At 38.8% G+C, this 15,733-nt stretch carries 27 protein-coding genes; 4 read left to right on the top strand and 23 right to left on the bottom strand.

All coding sequences use genetic code 11. From position 1 onward, the window contains the following. Positions 1–5: 5 nt before the first annotated feature. The 23 genes from C825_RS09050 to C825_RS08940 all read right to left on the bottom strand — a co-directional run bounded on the left by C825_RS09050 (position 6) and on the right by C825_RS08940 (position 13,626). Positions 6–413, bottom strand: coding sequence for a hypothetical protein (locus C825_RS09050; RefSeq protein WP_010802235.1), 408 nt, complete (start codon positions 411–413; stop codon positions 6–8). A gap of 6 nt (positions 414–419) precedes the next feature. Next, positions 420–1,304 (bottom strand): S49 family peptidase, encoded by an 885-nt coding sequence (locus C825_RS09045; protein ID WP_010802234.1) that lies wholly within the window; start codon positions 1,302–1,304, stop codon positions 420–422. Between the two features lie 54 nt (positions 1,305–1,358). Then, complete coding sequence (locus C825_RS09040) at positions 1,359–1,805, bottom strand: hypothetical protein (protein ID WP_010802233.1); 447 nt, start codon at positions 1,803–1,805, stop codon at positions 1,359–1,361. A gap of 106 nt (positions 1,806–1,911) precedes the next feature. Further along, complete coding sequence (locus tag C825_RS09035) at positions 1,912–2,382, bottom strand: hypothetical protein (RefSeq protein WP_007654394.1); 471 nt, start codon at positions 2,380–2,382, stop codon at positions 1,912–1,914. Between the two features lie 563 nt (positions 2,383–2,945). After that, positions 2,946–3,290 (bottom strand): hypothetical protein, encoded by a 345-nt coding sequence (locus tag C825_RS09030; RefSeq protein ID WP_228100010.1) that lies wholly within the window; start codon positions 3,288–3,290, stop codon positions 2,946–2,948. Beyond that, positions 3,283–6,903: a DNA primase gene (gene dnaG, locus C825_RS09025; protein WP_010802231.1), complete on the bottom strand. Its 3,621-nt coding sequence runs from the start codon at positions 6,901–6,903 to the stop codon at positions 3,283–3,285. Before dnaG ends, C825_RS09030 begins: the two co-directional genes overlap by 8 nt. After that, positions 6,881–7,300, bottom strand: coding sequence for a hypothetical protein (locus C825_RS09020; RefSeq protein WP_007654399.1), 420 nt, complete (start codon positions 7,298–7,300; stop codon positions 6,881–6,883). Before C825_RS09020 ends, dnaG begins: the two co-directional genes overlap by 23 nt. Continuing rightward, on the bottom strand, positions 7,227–7,562 hold the full coding sequence (locus tag C825_RS09015) for a hypothetical protein (protein WP_147452900.1): 336 nt from the start codon (positions 7,560–7,562) through the stop codon (positions 7,227–7,229). Before C825_RS09015 ends, C825_RS09020 begins: the two co-directional genes overlap by 74 nt. Further along, the gene (locus C825_RS09010) at positions 7,555–7,740 is read right to left on the bottom strand and encodes a hypothetical protein (RefSeq protein WP_007654404.1); all 186 of its coding nucleotides are present in this window, start codon (positions 7,738–7,740) and stop codon (positions 7,555–7,557) included. The genes C825_RS09015 and C825_RS09010 overlap by 8 nt, the downstream gene beginning before the upstream one ends. A gap of 1 nt (position 7,741) precedes the next feature. Further along, positions 7,742–7,918, bottom strand: a complete 177-nt coding sequence (locus tag C825_RS09005; RefSeq protein WP_010802230.1) for a hypothetical protein — start codon at positions 7,916–7,918, stop codon at positions 7,742–7,744. Between the two features lie 143 nt (positions 7,919–8,061). Further along, the gene (locus tag C825_RS09000) at positions 8,062–8,343 is read right to left on the bottom strand and encodes an HU family DNA-binding protein (RefSeq protein WP_010802229.1); all 282 of its coding nucleotides are present in this window, start codon (positions 8,341–8,343) and stop codon (positions 8,062–8,064) included. Between the two features lie 60 nt (positions 8,344–8,403). Next, entirely contained in the window at positions 8,404–8,796 is a 393-nt protein-coding gene (locus C825_RS08995; RefSeq protein ID WP_007654408.1) for a hypothetical protein, read from the bottom strand. 17 nt (positions 8,797–8,813) lie between these two features. Further along, positions 8,814–9,143, bottom strand: coding sequence for a Y16D family protein (locus C825_RS08990; protein WP_007654409.1), 330 nt, complete (start codon positions 9,141–9,143; stop codon positions 8,814–8,816). Between the two features lie 20 nt (positions 9,144–9,163). Beyond that, entirely contained in the window at positions 9,164–9,556 is a 393-nt protein-coding gene (locus tag C825_RS08985; protein WP_007654410.1) for a hypothetical protein, read from the bottom strand. Positions 9,557–9,712: 156 nt separating this feature from the next. Further along, entirely contained in the window at positions 9,713–9,853 is a 141-nt protein-coding gene (locus tag C825_RS08980; RefSeq protein WP_007654414.1) for a hypothetical protein, read from the bottom strand. A 13-nt stretch (positions 9,854–9,866) separates the two neighbouring features. Continuing rightward, a complete protein-coding gene (locus C825_RS08975) occupies positions 9,867–10,127 on the bottom strand; it encodes a hypothetical protein (protein ID WP_010802228.1) in 261 nt (86 codons plus the stop codon). A 27-nt stretch (positions 10,128–10,154) separates the two neighbouring features. Continuing rightward, positions 10,155–11,831 (bottom strand): DNA cytosine methyltransferase, encoded by a 1,677-nt coding sequence (locus C825_RS08970; RefSeq protein WP_007654416.1) that lies wholly within the window; start codon positions 11,829–11,831, stop codon positions 10,155–10,157. A 6-nt stretch (positions 11,832–11,837) separates the two neighbouring features. Continuing rightward, positions 11,838–12,023 (bottom strand): hypothetical protein, encoded by a 186-nt coding sequence (locus C825_RS08965; protein WP_007654417.1) that lies wholly within the window; start codon positions 12,021–12,023, stop codon positions 11,838–11,840. Further along, on the bottom strand, positions 12,016–12,255 hold the full coding sequence (locus C825_RS08960) for a hypothetical protein (protein WP_228100011.1): 240 nt from the start codon (positions 12,253–12,255) through the stop codon (positions 12,016–12,018). Before C825_RS08960 ends, C825_RS08965 begins: the two co-directional genes overlap by 8 nt. Before the next feature lie 188 nt (positions 12,256–12,443). Continuing rightward, positions 12,444–12,749: a DUF7352 domain-containing protein gene (locus C825_RS08955; RefSeq protein WP_007654424.1), complete on the bottom strand. Its 306-nt coding sequence runs from the start codon at positions 12,747–12,749 to the stop codon at positions 12,444–12,446. A gap of 6 nt (positions 12,750–12,755) precedes the next feature. Further along, positions 12,756–13,007 (bottom strand): hypothetical protein, encoded by a 252-nt coding sequence (locus tag C825_RS08950; RefSeq protein ID WP_007654425.1) that lies wholly within the window; start codon positions 13,005–13,007, stop codon positions 12,756–12,758. Between the two features lie 12 nt (positions 13,008–13,019). Next, positions 13,020–13,382: a response regulator transcription factor gene (locus C825_RS08945; protein WP_010802227.1), complete on the bottom strand. Its 363-nt coding sequence runs from the start codon at positions 13,380–13,382 to the stop codon at positions 13,020–13,022. Further along, positions 13,351–13,626 (bottom strand): hypothetical protein, encoded by a 276-nt coding sequence (locus tag C825_RS08940; protein ID WP_007654428.1) that lies wholly within the window; start codon positions 13,624–13,626, stop codon positions 13,351–13,353. Before C825_RS08940 ends, C825_RS08945 begins: the two co-directional genes overlap by 32 nt. 143 nt (positions 13,627–13,769) lie before the next feature. Here C825_RS08940 and C825_RS08935 point away from each other — a divergent pair, with 143 nt between their 5' ends. The 4 genes from C825_RS08935 (at position 13,770) to C825_RS08920 (ending at position 15,722) form a co-directional block, all read left to right on the top strand. Then, positions 13,770–14,186: a hypothetical protein gene (locus C825_RS08935; protein WP_007654429.1), complete on the top strand. Its 417-nt coding sequence runs from the start codon at positions 13,770–13,772 to the stop codon at positions 14,184–14,186. Positions 14,187–14,264: 78 nt separating this feature from the next. Then, positions 14,265–14,492 (top strand): hypothetical protein, encoded by a 228-nt coding sequence (locus C825_RS08930; RefSeq protein WP_007654430.1) that lies wholly within the window; start codon positions 14,265–14,267, stop codon positions 14,490–14,492. A gap of 199 nt (positions 14,493–14,691) precedes the next feature. Further along, positions 14,692–15,258: an RNA polymerase sigma factor gene (locus C825_RS08925; protein WP_007654431.1), complete on the top strand. Its 567-nt coding sequence runs from the start codon at positions 14,692–14,694 to the stop codon at positions 15,256–15,258. Next, on the top strand, positions 15,255–15,722 hold the full coding sequence (locus C825_RS08920; RefSeq protein WP_010802226.1) for a hypothetical protein: 468 nt from the start codon (positions 15,255–15,257) through the stop codon (positions 15,720–15,722). The genes C825_RS08925 and C825_RS08920 overlap by 4 nt, the downstream gene beginning before the upstream one ends. The last annotated feature ends 11 nt before the right edge of the window (positions 15,723–15,733 follow it).

The following is a 15,733-nucleotide window of genomic DNA, read 5'->3' as shown; positions in this document are numbered from 1 at the left end:
GTCTGTTACTTATGTGTAAAAAATCCTGTTTCCTGCGCTTTAGCCATGATAGCAAGCGTATCTCCGTCGTGCTTTTCCGCAAAGTCTTTGATGTCCTCTGCTCCGGCTCCCGGTTCATTATTAACCTTAGCTTCCGATTGTTTTGTAACCGGTGTCCCCTTTAGTTCTGCCAGATCAGATTGAAGCTGTTCAACCTGCTGGTTCTTCTGTTTCAATTCATTCTGTGCAGTAGCCAGTTGTTCCTGCAACCCGGCATCCGCACTGCCTTTCTCAAATGCTTCAAGCAATACTTCAACTGTGACTTCTTCCACTTTCATTTCCGGAGCATCCCCCAGAACCTGATTAAGAAGCTTGTTCCAGTTGTCAGCAGCCTGTTTCATTGCGTTATACGCATCATCTTTCAACCACTTCATAAATTACTATGTATTAAAATAATTAAGTACATTTTCAAAAGTATCTATCTCATCAATCATCCCCAGGCTGATCGCTTCAGGAGCAAAAAACATCTTACCGGTAGCCCAGGTGCTCTGATCTTCGTCAATCACTCCAGCACGCGCATTCGCGATACTGGAGATAAAATTCTCGTTGTAGGTATCACACACCTTTTTGAGAGGGGCTGTATCACCCTGTATAGCTTTGTAAAATTCTTGATTTTTGTCAGTCGATTTGGTTGCATACACTTCAACCAGTTTGACACCCATATTTTCCAATCGCTTACTAGCATCCACAATCGTCATATAAGTACCAACAGATCCGATTCGGCAAACAGTCGAATTTGCTACCACCCGATCACATGAGGCAGCAATACCATAGGCGGCAGATGCTACAAAATCGTTACAAAAAGCAACTACCGGCTTGTTTCGCTGGCTGATCGCTTCCTGCAATATCCGGCACCCCATACCTTCACCACCGCCCGAATCAATGTTCAAAACGATGGCCTTGATATTATCCTCGGCATAACAACGCGCCAACAGATTCGCTTTGGTTAACATACCCGAAGGCCCACAATCCTGATCGTATTTGGTGATTGCACCATTAATACTTATGATGGCTATTGAGTTCTTCGGGGCATCCTCCGGAGCACTCCATCCACCATAATCGCTGATTTGGTAGGCTCCGTTCTTAACGGCAGCAAACTGTACAGAGTTATCACCAGTGCGTTCTTCTTCCTGAAGAGCGTTACGCGGATGGCCGGTAAGAGCAATCGGAGTAGTGAGATAAGATGTAACAAGGGGAAGATAGTTTGCAGCGAAGGTTTCTTCGACAAACCAAACTCCCCCTAAAATATTGTGCAAATAAAGCATATCACTGTTTTTTGTGCAATGATATACCTATATATATAAGGTATAAAGGACTTGTTAGCTCAAAAGTAGTTGTGGCGAAAGCTGTTTTCCCGTTACTGTTAATTTATACCCAGAAAATCCCCCCGGGCTAGATGGATGTAAAATTTCAAACCGGCATCTGAGAGGAAAGCGCGGGGAACCGAGTACAAAAATGTCCCCATTATAATTTTGATACTTCATTACAGCAGTCAACCGATTCAATCGTTTACAATATTCAATACCATCATTATCCAGATTCTGCTTTGGAATCTGGATTGTTACAGTAATATTATAGAGCATACCTGATTCGGAATCCTGCGGATCAACCTTCACTGTCGCTCCATAACGTCCCGGTTTAATCTGCATCCAATCATTTCCGGACTTTAAAATAACAGAAGCAGATAGCTCTGTTTCAACTACTCTTTCCACTTTCGTAGAGAAAATAAACCAGGCATTTGAAATGCCACCCATATTATCAGCCATAACAAACTATAATTAATTGATAATCAATCATTAGCCATTTTTGTCAACATTTTGTCACCAAAGTGGACAAATCAATGCATTTGGTCGGAGTAAAATACAGATAGATTTAACATCTATTATACGATCGTTTCTTACTATCCCTTCGTACCTTCTTCCGCCACCGATAATAATTCTTAAGCAGGGCATCCTCAGAAATCTCCGTAATATCATAAATTCGCATAAAACGAAAAATACTTTCAGCATACTCAACTCCTTCGATGTGTTTCTTAGCATCTGCATAATCATGTATCTCTGCAAAAAACATCACTTCAACCTTACGTTCAAATATTCTCTGAGATCGTTCGCTCAAATAATTATAATAGGCAGGATCTTTACCACACCTCCGGTCTGGCAAAGCAATTTCAAACGTACCACAATCCAAAGGGCATTCCTCCGGCCGTCGTGACATCAAATCAAATAGCACATGGTACAAATCTAAGTGATCGGGTAAAACAATAGCCCCATCACGACAACCGTTGAATTTTCCACGAAGATACTGTTCCAAGTGTTTTTTTATGTTTATCTTTATAGTTACCATATCAATTTTGAAGAATTAGACCGTCAATTCGCTATTTTTTACTCTATAAATATGTATGTTTTTGCGACCAACAGACCAACAGACCAACAAGGATGAGCAAAAACAACGCTAATTTACTAATTTTCAACCATATAACAAATTATAATTAGAAAAAAGCGACCAACAGAAAAATACTTTTGTTGGTCATGGCGTCAACGACCAACAAAACCTACTCGACCAACAGCGTCCAACAAAAATAGAACTAAAACAACAACGACCAACAGAGAACAATCCTGTTTATTATTATATATATTATTGATTATTATATATTTATATTCTATGTATTTCAAAATCGTTTTGCGCTTGTTGGTCTGTTGGTCTGTTGGTCGCTTTTTAAACAAAGATTTCATTTCAAAATCGCAAAACTTCCTTTATTTCTTTTTCAAGGTTAGGGGGGTGCGGGGGGAAATATATAAAAAGGGAGAACCGGCTTCCCAGGGTTGATCGATCCGTATTGTCTCATCCAACAAAGACAGTTCTATCCCATAAAGCCGGTTCTCCGGATTTTAAAATACTATCAGTATCTAAAAACGATAAGAAGGCGTTTCCTCCTTTTCTTCAATCCTTTCTTCTCTCTCAAAATCAATATCCAACAGTTCCTTCAGTTTGTCATAATTAAACGTGACAGCGGAAGTATTACTTTCTTTGTTGGTCATGATCCGTTTCATGGTATTATCTGTGATCATTTCCCCATCTATCCCGGTAGCGATATCACCTTTCGGAACTTCTTTCACTTCCTGCCACCGAAAACGGGTAGACCGGACACGACCGATATAAGACTCATTACTTTCAAAATAAGTATTCAACGATTGCTGTGACAAGGCTTCATTTCTTGCCAGTGCAGCGTACATCGGATAAATATTAGTCATATAAATATAAAACGCGAGTATCGGCCGGATCTAGGACTCTTATTTCTGTATCTTTACCCTTTGTTTTAAGAGTAAGTTTAACCGGTACCTCAATCTTGTAATCTCGACCAGGCATAATACTACCTGTATCAATAAGATAATTAATATTACTGAAGAAATTATACATTCTATTTGATGTACTGATCGATTCCACCTGTTTAGCTACTTTTTCTACCGCGATCCGGAAGAACTCTTCATACGTAAATGGTAGCTGTAATACAGTATGTTCTTCTACTATTTTGCATACAGCCAGGAACATTGATACAGTTTCTAAGATACGAGATAATCCATCGGTGTTCGTCACTAATACACGAACATTATCTTTCAACTCTTTGAATACTTCACCATAGACTTTTACGTAATTATCAAGCAGAGATTGCCGGCAGGCAAGTATTTCAAGTAGCACGCTATGTAGTCCGCTTTCTTCATAGGCTTTCAATTCATTGAAGATTTCTTCTTCTTGCTCCGTTCGATCGTCACGCTTCGGGACATCACAAATGATACAACGGTTAGCCAGTGAATTATCATCCTGCTGGGGACTCTCCTGCCCCATTATAACCAGTGCTGCGTTTACCTGACTACTGTCAATCTCCTTGCTTACAGCATCCTTACGCTTCTGCTTTCCCTCTCCGTCATAGACAGCAGATTTCAACGCTTGGAAGATTACCGGATTGATATCCCTGTCATTGTATTCTTCAAGCATTATTGGAATATTCCGATAACGTTCAAGCCAAGAAAACAGCGCGGCGGGAGTACCGGAATTTAGGTTAAATGTCGGTGTATCCGGCGGCATTGACAGCGACCGAATCGAATAACCGACCTGAGATTTACCGGAACCGGTAGGCCCGATAAAGAACAAAGCGGTAAATGTTCTGCGAACATTATAAATATCGCTACGGAAAGCACTCATAATAGAATACAAGATAGCCCATTTCCCGTTGTTGTTCAATGTATAAACTTCATTCATCAAGGTAGACCAGCGTTTAAAGTCAATTTTCTTTTTAGGCTCCCGATATTTAATGAAGCGATCCAAAAAGTAACGGTCACTATCCCGACGTTCGCTGGCATAGATTTTTGAAAAAGCAGGTATATAATAATATTGCTTATTATGTTCAACAAGCCCTAAATCAGAGACATACTGTAACTGTTGCTTCCCGTCGATCTCATGCACAATCGCGTTACTAAAAGCGAAAAAGCCTTCGTCATACCAGCCAAACATACGGAGCTCATAGCACTTTTTGAATTTACCGGCCCAGCTATCCATGATCAGATCCAAATGATTTTGGTTTCCATTACTGAAATTTATATCTCCTTCCTCCCACAACCGCTTCCGAAATGTTTGCAATGTAATCATTTCCGCACTAATCCACTCCATGAAGACCGGGTATGGATAATTTGCTTGAGTAAGTTGGACGATACGCTTATTAGCCTGGCTCTCCTTATCATACACATGCAACAAGGGTTCAATATAAAAGTTTCCGACTCGCATGAATGATTTCTTTCCATTTGCAAATATATAGGCAACTTTTCTCCCACCCCTATCAACATAAGGGAAGAACTGATAAGCTTTCCATAAACGGTTTATCTCCGGATCATCTTCTACATAATCAGGCAATTTGGAAGGATCAAACATTAATGAGGCACCATCTACCTGCAGGGCATCACTATTAAATCGAGCAGCTGATTTACGAATATCCAGATAAGGCTTTAGTACATGTTCGAGGGCGGTTTTTGTAACCCCTAACAATCGAGCATAGTCAGTAGCTTGGAACGCCCGCGTTGTCGCATCGGCATAAGAGATCAATTCAGCACATCGTTCAAGTGCAATCTTCTTTTGATTTTCCGGAGCATCTTTGAAAGCACTGTACAGACCGACATAGTATTCATTAAAACCAATTTCTTTTTCCGTCTCTACTGTTTTCCTCCTATCCTTTCCTTCATCATCAACATACATTTCTGTCGATTTTATATATCGGCTCATACTAACTGTAAAGCCGGTACAAGTGAGGGATCGGATAAATGTAAGTTCTACCGGTTCCTGAACAGTATCTTTATCTATTGTAAAACGATCACGGCAGCGGATCACAGAGGAGACTCTACGAAGTTCCTGTATTTCCGGTACTCCGGGTATTCCGGTTACTAAAACTGTTGGACGCTCTCCCCAACTCTCAGTAAAGCGTTCGATCGACCAGGTGATTGTTATCTGCTTGCCATCTGTACCGATCAATTTGGCAGCATCCTCCAAACCGGTAAAACCGACATCTTCCGACTGCTTCGGAGCTTCTTTCTTTCCCATCGCCTGCAACTCTCCCACTAGTGAAGTGATCAGCTCACCATCAGCCTTAAACTTTTCAGCTAGCGATGTTATAAATGCTTGCCGTTGCAGTTTATTCGGAACAACAGAAATACTCTGGGCAATAACACGAAGTACTTCTGTCTTTCGTATCGGATCATCCATTTCACCTTCAAAAGCCTTATATATGAAGGATATGAAATCTGTTTCATTTTTCTTGATATATTTAGTCAGTTTATCCTTACCCATTTTATGAGCAAAGCTATCGGGATCTTCTCCATCCGGAAGCAATACGGCGCGAACATTCATTCCTTCAGCCAGAAGAATATCCATATTCCTGACAGATGCTTTCATTCCAGCAGCATCCCCGTCATAAATTGCCGTGACATTACGGGTAAATTTTTTAATCATCCGTACCTGATCCAATGTTAATGCCGTACCGCTTCCGCATACTGTATTAGAAAGCGAGTACTGAACAAAGGATAAAACGTCAAATTGCCCTTCAACCAAATAGCATTTATCAGCCTTTGAGATCTCGGGCCGTGCCTGATATATGCCGAATAGCGTTTTGCCTTTATGAAAAAGAGAGGTCTCCGGAGAATTAAGATACTTACACTGTGGGTCTGTCCCAAGAGCTCTACCGGTAAAGCCTATTACTTGTCCGGACAAAGAGTAAAAGGGGAACACTATCCGATCCACAAAACGGTCATACACCTTCCCGTTCTCTTTAATGGAAACAAGCCCTGCCTTTTCCAAAATTGATAGATCATAACCTTTTAGCCTTGCCTCATTAGCCAACCAAGAATAACCGGCCGGTGCATATCCTGCACCATACATAGAAAGTATCTCCGGATCAATATGTCGAGTTCTAAGATACTCCGCCGGTGCCTTTTCTTTTAATTGTGAAATAAAGGATTCTCCGGAAAACGACAAACAGATCTGCAGTGCTTCACGTTCTTTAGCCTTTACTTTTTCTTCATCTGTCAGTTCTCGTTCCGGAACTGTTATATTATATTTGGATGCGATCAACTTAGCCGCTTCGAAGAAAGACAGTGCTTCATGCTCCATGACAAACCCGATCACATTTCCAGCCTTACCACAACCAAAACATTTCCAAATATTTTTAGCAGGACTAACGACCAGGCTCGCATCTTTATCCCCATGAAACGGACATACGCCTTTATAATTTACACCGGCTTTACGCAGTTTTACGTAATCACTAATCACATCGACAATATCAGTAGCACTGATAATGCTTTCAATCACATTTTGAGGTATCATCTATTTTAATATTATCGTTAAACAAACTTAGTTGCCGGGCTTCAAATGCCTCTTGTAAAGAAACTTTCAAAGTTGTAGCTAGTCTTAGATACTCCGCATCAGTAGGGGATTCCTCCCCTCGATATAACTTCCAAAATCGTACCTGATTAATATTTACAGCGCGAAGAAATTCCTTTGTCACAGCAAAATATTCCGGGTTTACTAGCTTAATCCGGAACAATTCTAAGACAAGATTACGTTTTACAGAAGGACGATAAACAATATTCTTACGATGTATGTATAACTTAACAGCAAGTTCCGTTTTACCCAACTCCTTAGCTATTTCATTCAATGTCTTTTTCCCCAGGTTCTCCCGAAGGAAGCTTTCTTGGCTTTCTGACCAGTGTTGCTTTTTCATGTCGCCTAATTGTTTTATAATCCGAACTAAAATCATAATCGCTGTTACCCTCTAAGATAAACATGCAGACAATCTTAATAAAGAGTTCCCGATTCTCCTCTCTCACTTCATTGTCAAGAGAAAACACACCCCCTACTCTCATTTTCATCAATTCGCTGTAAACACCATTTACATAATCACGAAAATGATCAGTCCCCATCTTTTCTTTATATCTGGAGATCCAATCCCAATCCGTCAACCGAAACGAAGCATAACTATCCATCTACTACCTCCAGATTATCAAATTCAGAACTATCCAGATTAAACATTTTATCATAAAGAGGATTATCTTCCATGATACAAGCACCGGGAACCCCTAAATGAAATTCCAGCCACTTCAGAAAATCTTCCTTATCACAGTCCATCGGGCATTCAACTTCATAAGTCAATTTTGCTATCATACTAAAATAGAGTTTCAAGTTGTCGTTTTAAACTCATCATCTTCTTATCAATATCCGTCCGATCGCAAGCCTGTTTACCAGCCAGGTAACAACAAATAGAGTCATCTAACCATGACGCTTCCTCTTCCGTTATTTGTTGGATGATGATATTTCCATCCTTATCCTTCTCTGCATACATATTTACCTAATTAATTTAATCGTACATACTTACCTTATAAGCTACAAGGCTTTAAAGTTGCCCCTTGATAGGAAGGGATAGCAGAGGAAATCCGCATAGCGATTGGAACGAATAGCCTGACGGCTCTGCCGAAACGCCCAGTCTCACTTCTTTCCGTTCATTGCTTGCAATAAGAACTTGCCAGGCTTAAATTTTACCGTTGTCCTAGCAGGGATTTGAACCGGTGTCCCGGTCTTAGGATTACGCGCAAGGCGTGTGTTCTGCGATCTAGGTGTTAATGTCCCGAAACCAACGATTACAATTTCTTCTTTTTGAGATATTTTTTCGGTTACGATGTCAATATAGGCATCTAACAACTGTTTAGCACTCTGTTTCTGTACACCTGCCTTATCTGCTAAGGCTTCAATTAGTTCTGCTTTGTTCATAACTTTAATTGTTTGATAATTAATAATGTATTTAATAATAATGTATCCCTCTAAGTAAGATCATACTGTTTTATGATATTTGCTAATTGCTTCTTGAAAGTTCCTGCCGAACCAATATACTTCATCAGCATTTACCAATTGCAGGGTATAGAAGATACCAATATCATCAACGCAAGTATTTTGCTTTATAATCTGTATATTACACTCTTTTATAATCTCATCAAATAATTCAAAATGCTTTTTATTGACAAATACTTCTATCTGCAGCTTGGTGTCGTCAAGTAACTTTTCTTTTTCCTTCGCTTTGTCAGAAGGAAGAAACTCTCCTGCACTTGTTCTATACCCATATTTCCCCGTTGTGTTATTGATAGTCCATCCTTCGAGGATAGAACCACAAGATTCACAACATCTTTTAATATCACTGTTTTCGTGACCGCATTTTTTACATATCATGTTTTTTAAGTTATTTGTTACCACAAATCCTCTGAAGTTAACATACCACCTATAAGAGGCTGCTTTAATTGTCCCGTTTCTTTAACCAACGCATAAGCTTCTTTTCTGGTTAAAAATCTATTCTTAGTAGTAAGAAATCCTTGTACCACATTACTGCTATCTGGCATTTTTAAAAGTGCTGCCTGTTGGAATATTCCAGGATGCCTCCACCCACATAGCACAATGCCAGTATCAATATTGTATGGCTGATACGAATAAGATTCTTCATCATTCACATGAATTGCTGCGCACATCACGTATTCTGTTTTCCCATCATTCATATGAGCTTCCAATCTCTTCTTGTCCATGACTCACATTTTTTTAGTTATTAGTCTTGTATTCTTTGTAGCTTCTGAACCAAATGAAGAGCTAATGTCATATACTCTTTTACTTGAGCTTCACTTGGTAAACCATGGCCAAAATCCCGTATACCCAGCAATGTATCACATCCTGAACATGAGCCATAATAGGTGTGTGTGATCAAATATTCGCTGGCGCAAGGTTGATAAGTTTTAAGAGGTATTAGAAACAATTGGGTTCCTTGCCAATCACCATCATCTACCACAGTAATCTTATCTATATTATATCCTTCAATAACATACCTAAATATCGCCTTAACTATATCTATATATTCTCCATATTCTGACTGGGGTGTAGTTCTAAAATAGTTTCTTAGGACTTCCTTTCTGTCCTCCCATTGATTGATTATTTCTTTTATCATACTCATTTCTTTTTTAAAGTGAACTATCTTGTCCCCGTGCTTGACACGGGGCCGCAGAAGAACAGGCAGTATCAAAAGATACATATAGGATACGGTTTGTGCCTTTGCGATCCCGTGTCAAGCACGGGAACGGGATAGCTCACCTTTTTTTAATTGTTAGCTAATTACTACATACCGTTTATCTTTCGTCTGCGAAGCATCATCAACCTCTACTTGGTTTATGTCCCCTGAATCCATCAAGACTGTGGCGTTAGGATTATATTCTTCCAATACGCCTATAAGTTCTTCTACTGTCATAACTCGTTATTATTTAAATTTGTGCTATAAACTTTTTTATTTCATCGCAGCATTCGTCACAATGTATGCCATTAACACAAATACCTTGTTTATCACCTGATTGATAAGGGCATGTTGCTATACGTGCTTTTATTGCTTTGACTTTCATTTCTTGCCTACCTTCTTCACGGGCACCTGACTCTGACAAGCAAATGAGTTCATCAAGAGTTGAATAATCCCAATTTTCTCCATCCAGTATTTTATTGTATAACTGTTCAAACCTTTCTTCATCCATATCTTCAGTATTTTTTAGTGTTTGAGTCTAATTAAATGTTGCCATACCTCTCTCTAGTAACCATTCCATTGCCGGCGGAGTAACTGCGTTTCCTAATTGCTTCACTTTATCCTTTCCGGTTCCGCATACTATGTAATCCGATTCGAAAGCCATAGCCGCTTGTACTTCATGAGGGAAAAGCATCCGATACGTACAATCGTTTATATCTATGTTTTTGGGGGCCGATAAAACGAGAGCTATTCGATCTTTTGTCGAAATTGTCCCTACAGGATCAAACATTCCTGATGCCTGATTATTGCCGTAGTAATAAGCCAGGAAAGCGTTCACTGCTTCTGTGGATGCAATTCCGTGAGTTATCATGGATGTCTGCGTGCTCATTGCCTGGTCGATAGCTCTTGTATTAGACTGTCCTCTGTTTTCAACTACAAAGGGAACCCCTAATAGAGCATGAGAGTCTACAGTTGTTAGTGTTCCTAATGTTTTTTCAATCGGTATAGGCGCATTTCTTGGATCAAAACCACCTCCATAGTTCTTTATTAGCATTGGAATACCAACAAATCCATGATGATTTCCACCAGAAAGAACAGTCGACACATATTCTGATAAAGGTCGGCTTTTTCCGTTTTTGTTTTGTTCATCAATCAGCATAGGCATTCCCACGACTCCATAATTGTGCTGGGTAGTCATGGTATATTCCGGAGAAGTTACAGGCTCAATACCACCACCATAAGAACCTTTCGTTACCAATGCTGCAACTTGCCGGGTAGTTTGAGTATACATTGGATCAGAGATTCCAGAAGCTCGATTTAAAATACTTGAATTATCTGTATAGATAACGAAACTGGAGTCTGAACATCGTTTTAAGCCCCATTCTATCCGTTTCATTGTATTTGCGGCCAATGGCTTTTTTCTGTCACCAATTCTCTCTCCAGGCTTCGACCAGTCAATTACATTGAATGCTGAATAATAATATGGTTCAACCTCATTAGTACATCTCGGACATCGGTAAATATACTGTTGGCGATATTTCCCAAATTTCTTTTTAGGGTTCTTCCAACTCTGAATCGCTTCTACTTCCTGACCACAACACGAGCAGTACGCTTTAGGACATAAATCCAAATTAGGCGACTTATTACCTTTTTTCCAGAACATTACATACATCCTATCCCGGCTTTGAGGTGTGGGTAATGCGTGCATAGAATTAAGGTACACACATTTATGATCATATCCCAAATTGTGCATCGCATGTAACCAGGCATCCCACATCACCCACTGACGGGCTTCTACTACATTTTCGACAATAATCAGATTGTATTTATGGATTTCCGCAAACCGAGGAACGTCCCACATTGTAGCGCGTGATCTCTCTGCAGCAGGATCAATTGTCAAATTACCGAACAGATTATTTGTCTGTTGATATTTTCTCTTTACCCCTTTAGCCAGTGAATGATTTGTACACTCTGGAGAAGTGATGAGAATATCTGTACTTTGATATCTCCGAGGATCACAAGCTGAAATGTCGGCGCAATCATGATCCGTCTGAGGAAAATTGGTGTTGTGTGTTTCAATGGCCAAACGCCAATGGTTCATTGCCAGTACAATTTCAAGACCACCTCCCATCTTACGAGAGAGTCTTCTGGCACCTTGTGATGATCCACCAGCACCACAGAATTGATCTGTTATTGTTAGATAACTATGTTTCATACCTTTTTAATTGTTAATCATTTCTTCTACGAACATAACTCCTTCTTCATCCACACGTTCATCAGGATGGCATTCGTATAAATGGCAACCCGGTTTATCCAAGAAATAGCAGTCTGGACAATAGCCCTTCTCTACTTTTAGCTTCACTTCTTCATGCAAGAATGTCTCACCTATTGCATACTCTTTAGCCATTTTTAGCTCCTTTCTTTTTAAATGTTTGTTTTCTTTCTTCTTTACGTTGATAATAATACTGCATGGATTGTTCCCTATGCTTAAAAATGCTACGTGATATTTTAATAAAAAACCATATTGACAGGAAAAATACGACCAAAGACAAAAGTCCTCCTATTATCAAAAACATGCGTATCAAATCTGTAAATCCGGACTGGTTGAGATATTCTATCAGGTCTACCATAGTTTTCATGTGTTTTTAGTTATTAAAGTTGCTGTAATAAGTACTTTCTTACATCTCCATCCAAATTTCCGAGCTTCTGACCAATATTCATACCTAAAGAAAGCAGCAATACTATCTTTCTTGCAATATCTTAAAGTAAGATAATTAGGTCTGTCCTGAGGGTCAAAAAGCATCCACATTTTTTGAGGTTTCATGACTCAACTATTATTTGGGTTGATAGGAACCGACACTAATTCATTCAAAAACACATGATACACTTCATGTCCGTTATTAATTTGGAATGTACCTATATATTTCAGATAGCTAGGAAATGGATTTGTGATACTTTCACCTGTCCCGTAGATTTCGATCTTTACCCCAATTGGAGGCAAATTGGGATTGACCATGGCCCAGATGTAAGGTTGGTTGAATTGTGTCTGGACGCATAATATTTGAGAGCCTATCGGCATTTCTATCGTTTGTTTATCCTCTAGTGCAAGAGGATATTTATAAATTTTCTCCATGATTCATCACTTTTTATAACTGATTTTTTCCTTTTCCCCAAATTGTCTTGCTAATGCTTTCACTTGAGAATAAAATACCTTAGTTTGCTTCCGTTGCAAAAACTCTACTATTTCTAAGCAATCCGTAAACCAAGTGTATGTAACTGAAGAACTAAGTCGCTTTTTATTCTTGTTTCTATTATAATACCAATAAGACACCACGACATTCCAGCCTTTTTTATTGGGATATACATCCACATCTATTTTATCATCAATCATAGTTTTCTCTATTTAAATTCTTCTCAGCCTTACACACTCAACTCGATATCTCCTCGTCATACGAGCTCTGTATCGGCAAAAATCTTTTGCACATAGTATTTCATTTGAGAGGAAAATACATAACAAAACAGAGGCTATAGCAGAACGGGCCATTGGTGAAAGATCCAACGATATATTAAAACGAGTACAAAACCACCAAGCAGAAAGTTGATTTATCTTATTACAACCAGTTTTCTGATAAATATTTTGTACATGATTAACTGCTGTTTTGTATGTCATAGATAATGCATACGCAGCTTCTTTTACGGATGCTCCCCAGGCTAATCTTTCTGCAAGTTGTATTTCACGAGGGGATAAATGAGCTTGTGGATTCATTTTTTACTTCTGTTATATCCCATATCTCATTAGGATCAGTTATACCATATTTTGAAAACACCTGCTCTACTGCTTCCTTCTCCTGTACAGAAATATTCGGGATACGCTTTCGCTTTTGGTAATAGTGTTGCTTGGTTTTAATACCTAAAGCCTCTATTAATTCATTCTGCAGAGGCATATAATCTTCATACTTAACCTTACGAATTCCCTTTAAAAAAGAGTAATTTAAATTCTTTACTGCCATACTAGTGTGTATTTTATAGGGTGTTTACCCTATTGATTTATAAAATTGCTTTCGCTACCTTTGAAACATTGAATGTTTAATACAGGTGCAAATATGCTGGATTTTATCCAACATACAAAACATTTGGTAAGATTTTTTACTACATGACTATTGATTTAACAAATATCAACAATCGTATATTATATTGGATAGATTATTCAATACAGTCTAACCAGTATAGGTCTGAAGCTGACTTTATCAAAAAACTTGGATTGGCTACCGCTAGAACTAAGCTTAGTGATATAAAAAGGAAAAAAGCAAATTTCACTCTCGGTGATGTAGTTATAATTCTTACACACCATACTGAATTAAATCCTTCATGGATTATAAAAGGAGATGGTAATATGTTATTGACCAATGAAGAAAAGCCAGAACAAGAACTTGTCAATGAGTTAAAAAGGCTTAACAAAACAAATCTAGAGCTACAAGAAAGATATGAAAAAGTTCTTGTGGAGCTAGGCCGATATAAGGAACGATTAGATAAGTACGAACCATCAGCAAAGGCAGATCAAGCAGTATGACGATTACTTATGGAGGGAAGTGGAATACAGGCGGGGATGATATTGATTGAAATTTCAATTTAAACATTAATGCAATTTATGGAAAATAAAAAACTTATTCACAGTAACGAATATCATATGCTGAAGCAATCAGATATTCAAAAAGAGATGAAACAGGTAGTAGATAATTTACACATGGCCGCAGGATCAGTTGGTGGTTTTGATCTCTATAAGGTCGTAGAAACCTACATGCTTGATTTAGAAAAACGACACGAAATCAATGAGCTTCTTCATATAGCTGAAGATGCATCTTTTTATAAGGAATAATATATGTCTGTTCCCTGTATGTAGGGAAAATGTAGGGAACAGACTCATATAAACAACTAATATACAAATAAGCAATGCGGTCCGATATGCTCCACACAAAGGCAAAGAGGTTCACTTTAGAAGTGGGTCTCTTTTTTTATTTAAAATAATTCGACCATCTCCCCTTTTTTACGTATCATATTATAAACGGACAAGAAGTATGATGAATGAAGAAGAAATACAAGTACTAATAGATAAAAGCAAAAAGCAGGACATGACCGCTTTTGCCCTATTAGTCACAGAATACCGGCAACTTGTATTCCGACTGGCATTTCGCTTACTCTGTAATGAAGAAGAGGCTAGAGACATGGTACAGGAAACATTTATAAAAGTTTGGTTGAATCTAGACAAGTATAACCGGGAATACCGTTTCTCAACCTGGCTCTATAAAATTACCGGAAACATTTGTTACGACCGCCTGCGCTTTCTGCAACATACCCCTTCGGGAAGTATGCAAGGGCCATCCGTCGACAATCTCTCCTTATCTTCTGATGAGAACATGGAACAAAGTCTTATAAACAAAGACTTAAAGAACCTGATACTTCGGTTCACTGAGGAACTCACTCCGAAACAAAAACTGGTGTTTACCCTAAGGGAAGTCGAGGGTCTTGAAGTATCCGAAGTAGAAGCTATCACCGGTATGTCTGCCGAAAAGATCAAAAGCAATCTTTACCAGGCACGCAAACAGATACGAATGAAAATAAATCAGATGGAGAACAACCTATGAAAAGAGAAGATCAAACATACGAAAAATGGCTGGACAAACTAAAAAATACCGAACCAGTCTTGAATGCTCCGGAAGAGCTGACAAATGATATTTTGAACAAAATAAAGACCTTACCTTCCGGAACGTCCCTTTTGAAAGAAGCAAAAGGAAAAAGTAAAACAAACAGGATATTACTATCGGTCAGCAAAATATCCGGTATTGCAGCAGCTCTCCTGCTTTGTTTTCTGATAAGCGAAACCATTTTCTTTTCACAAGACAAACAGTATCCGGAGCAATCTTATGCGAATAATGCTATCTGGCAAGGAAAAGCCTACTCCCTACCCGATAGTTGGAACCCAGAAAGTAGCTTACTCGAAAAAAGCCGCTATCTATCCGAACAATGGAAGGAATATATAGAGAAACTATCAAAAAGAAAAGCCTCCTTCCTGTCCAAGAGAATTTCTATAGAAACCATCATTCACTAAAACGAACAAAA

It is taken from the genome of Parabacteroides sp. ASF519, assembly GCF_000364265.2.
Classification (GTDB): Bacteria; Bacteroidota; Bacteroidia; order Bacteroidales; family Tannerellaceae; genus Parabacteroides; species Parabacteroides goldsteinii.
Note: the sequence above shows the minus strand (reverse complement) of the source record. Positions and strands in the feature narration are given on the sequence as shown.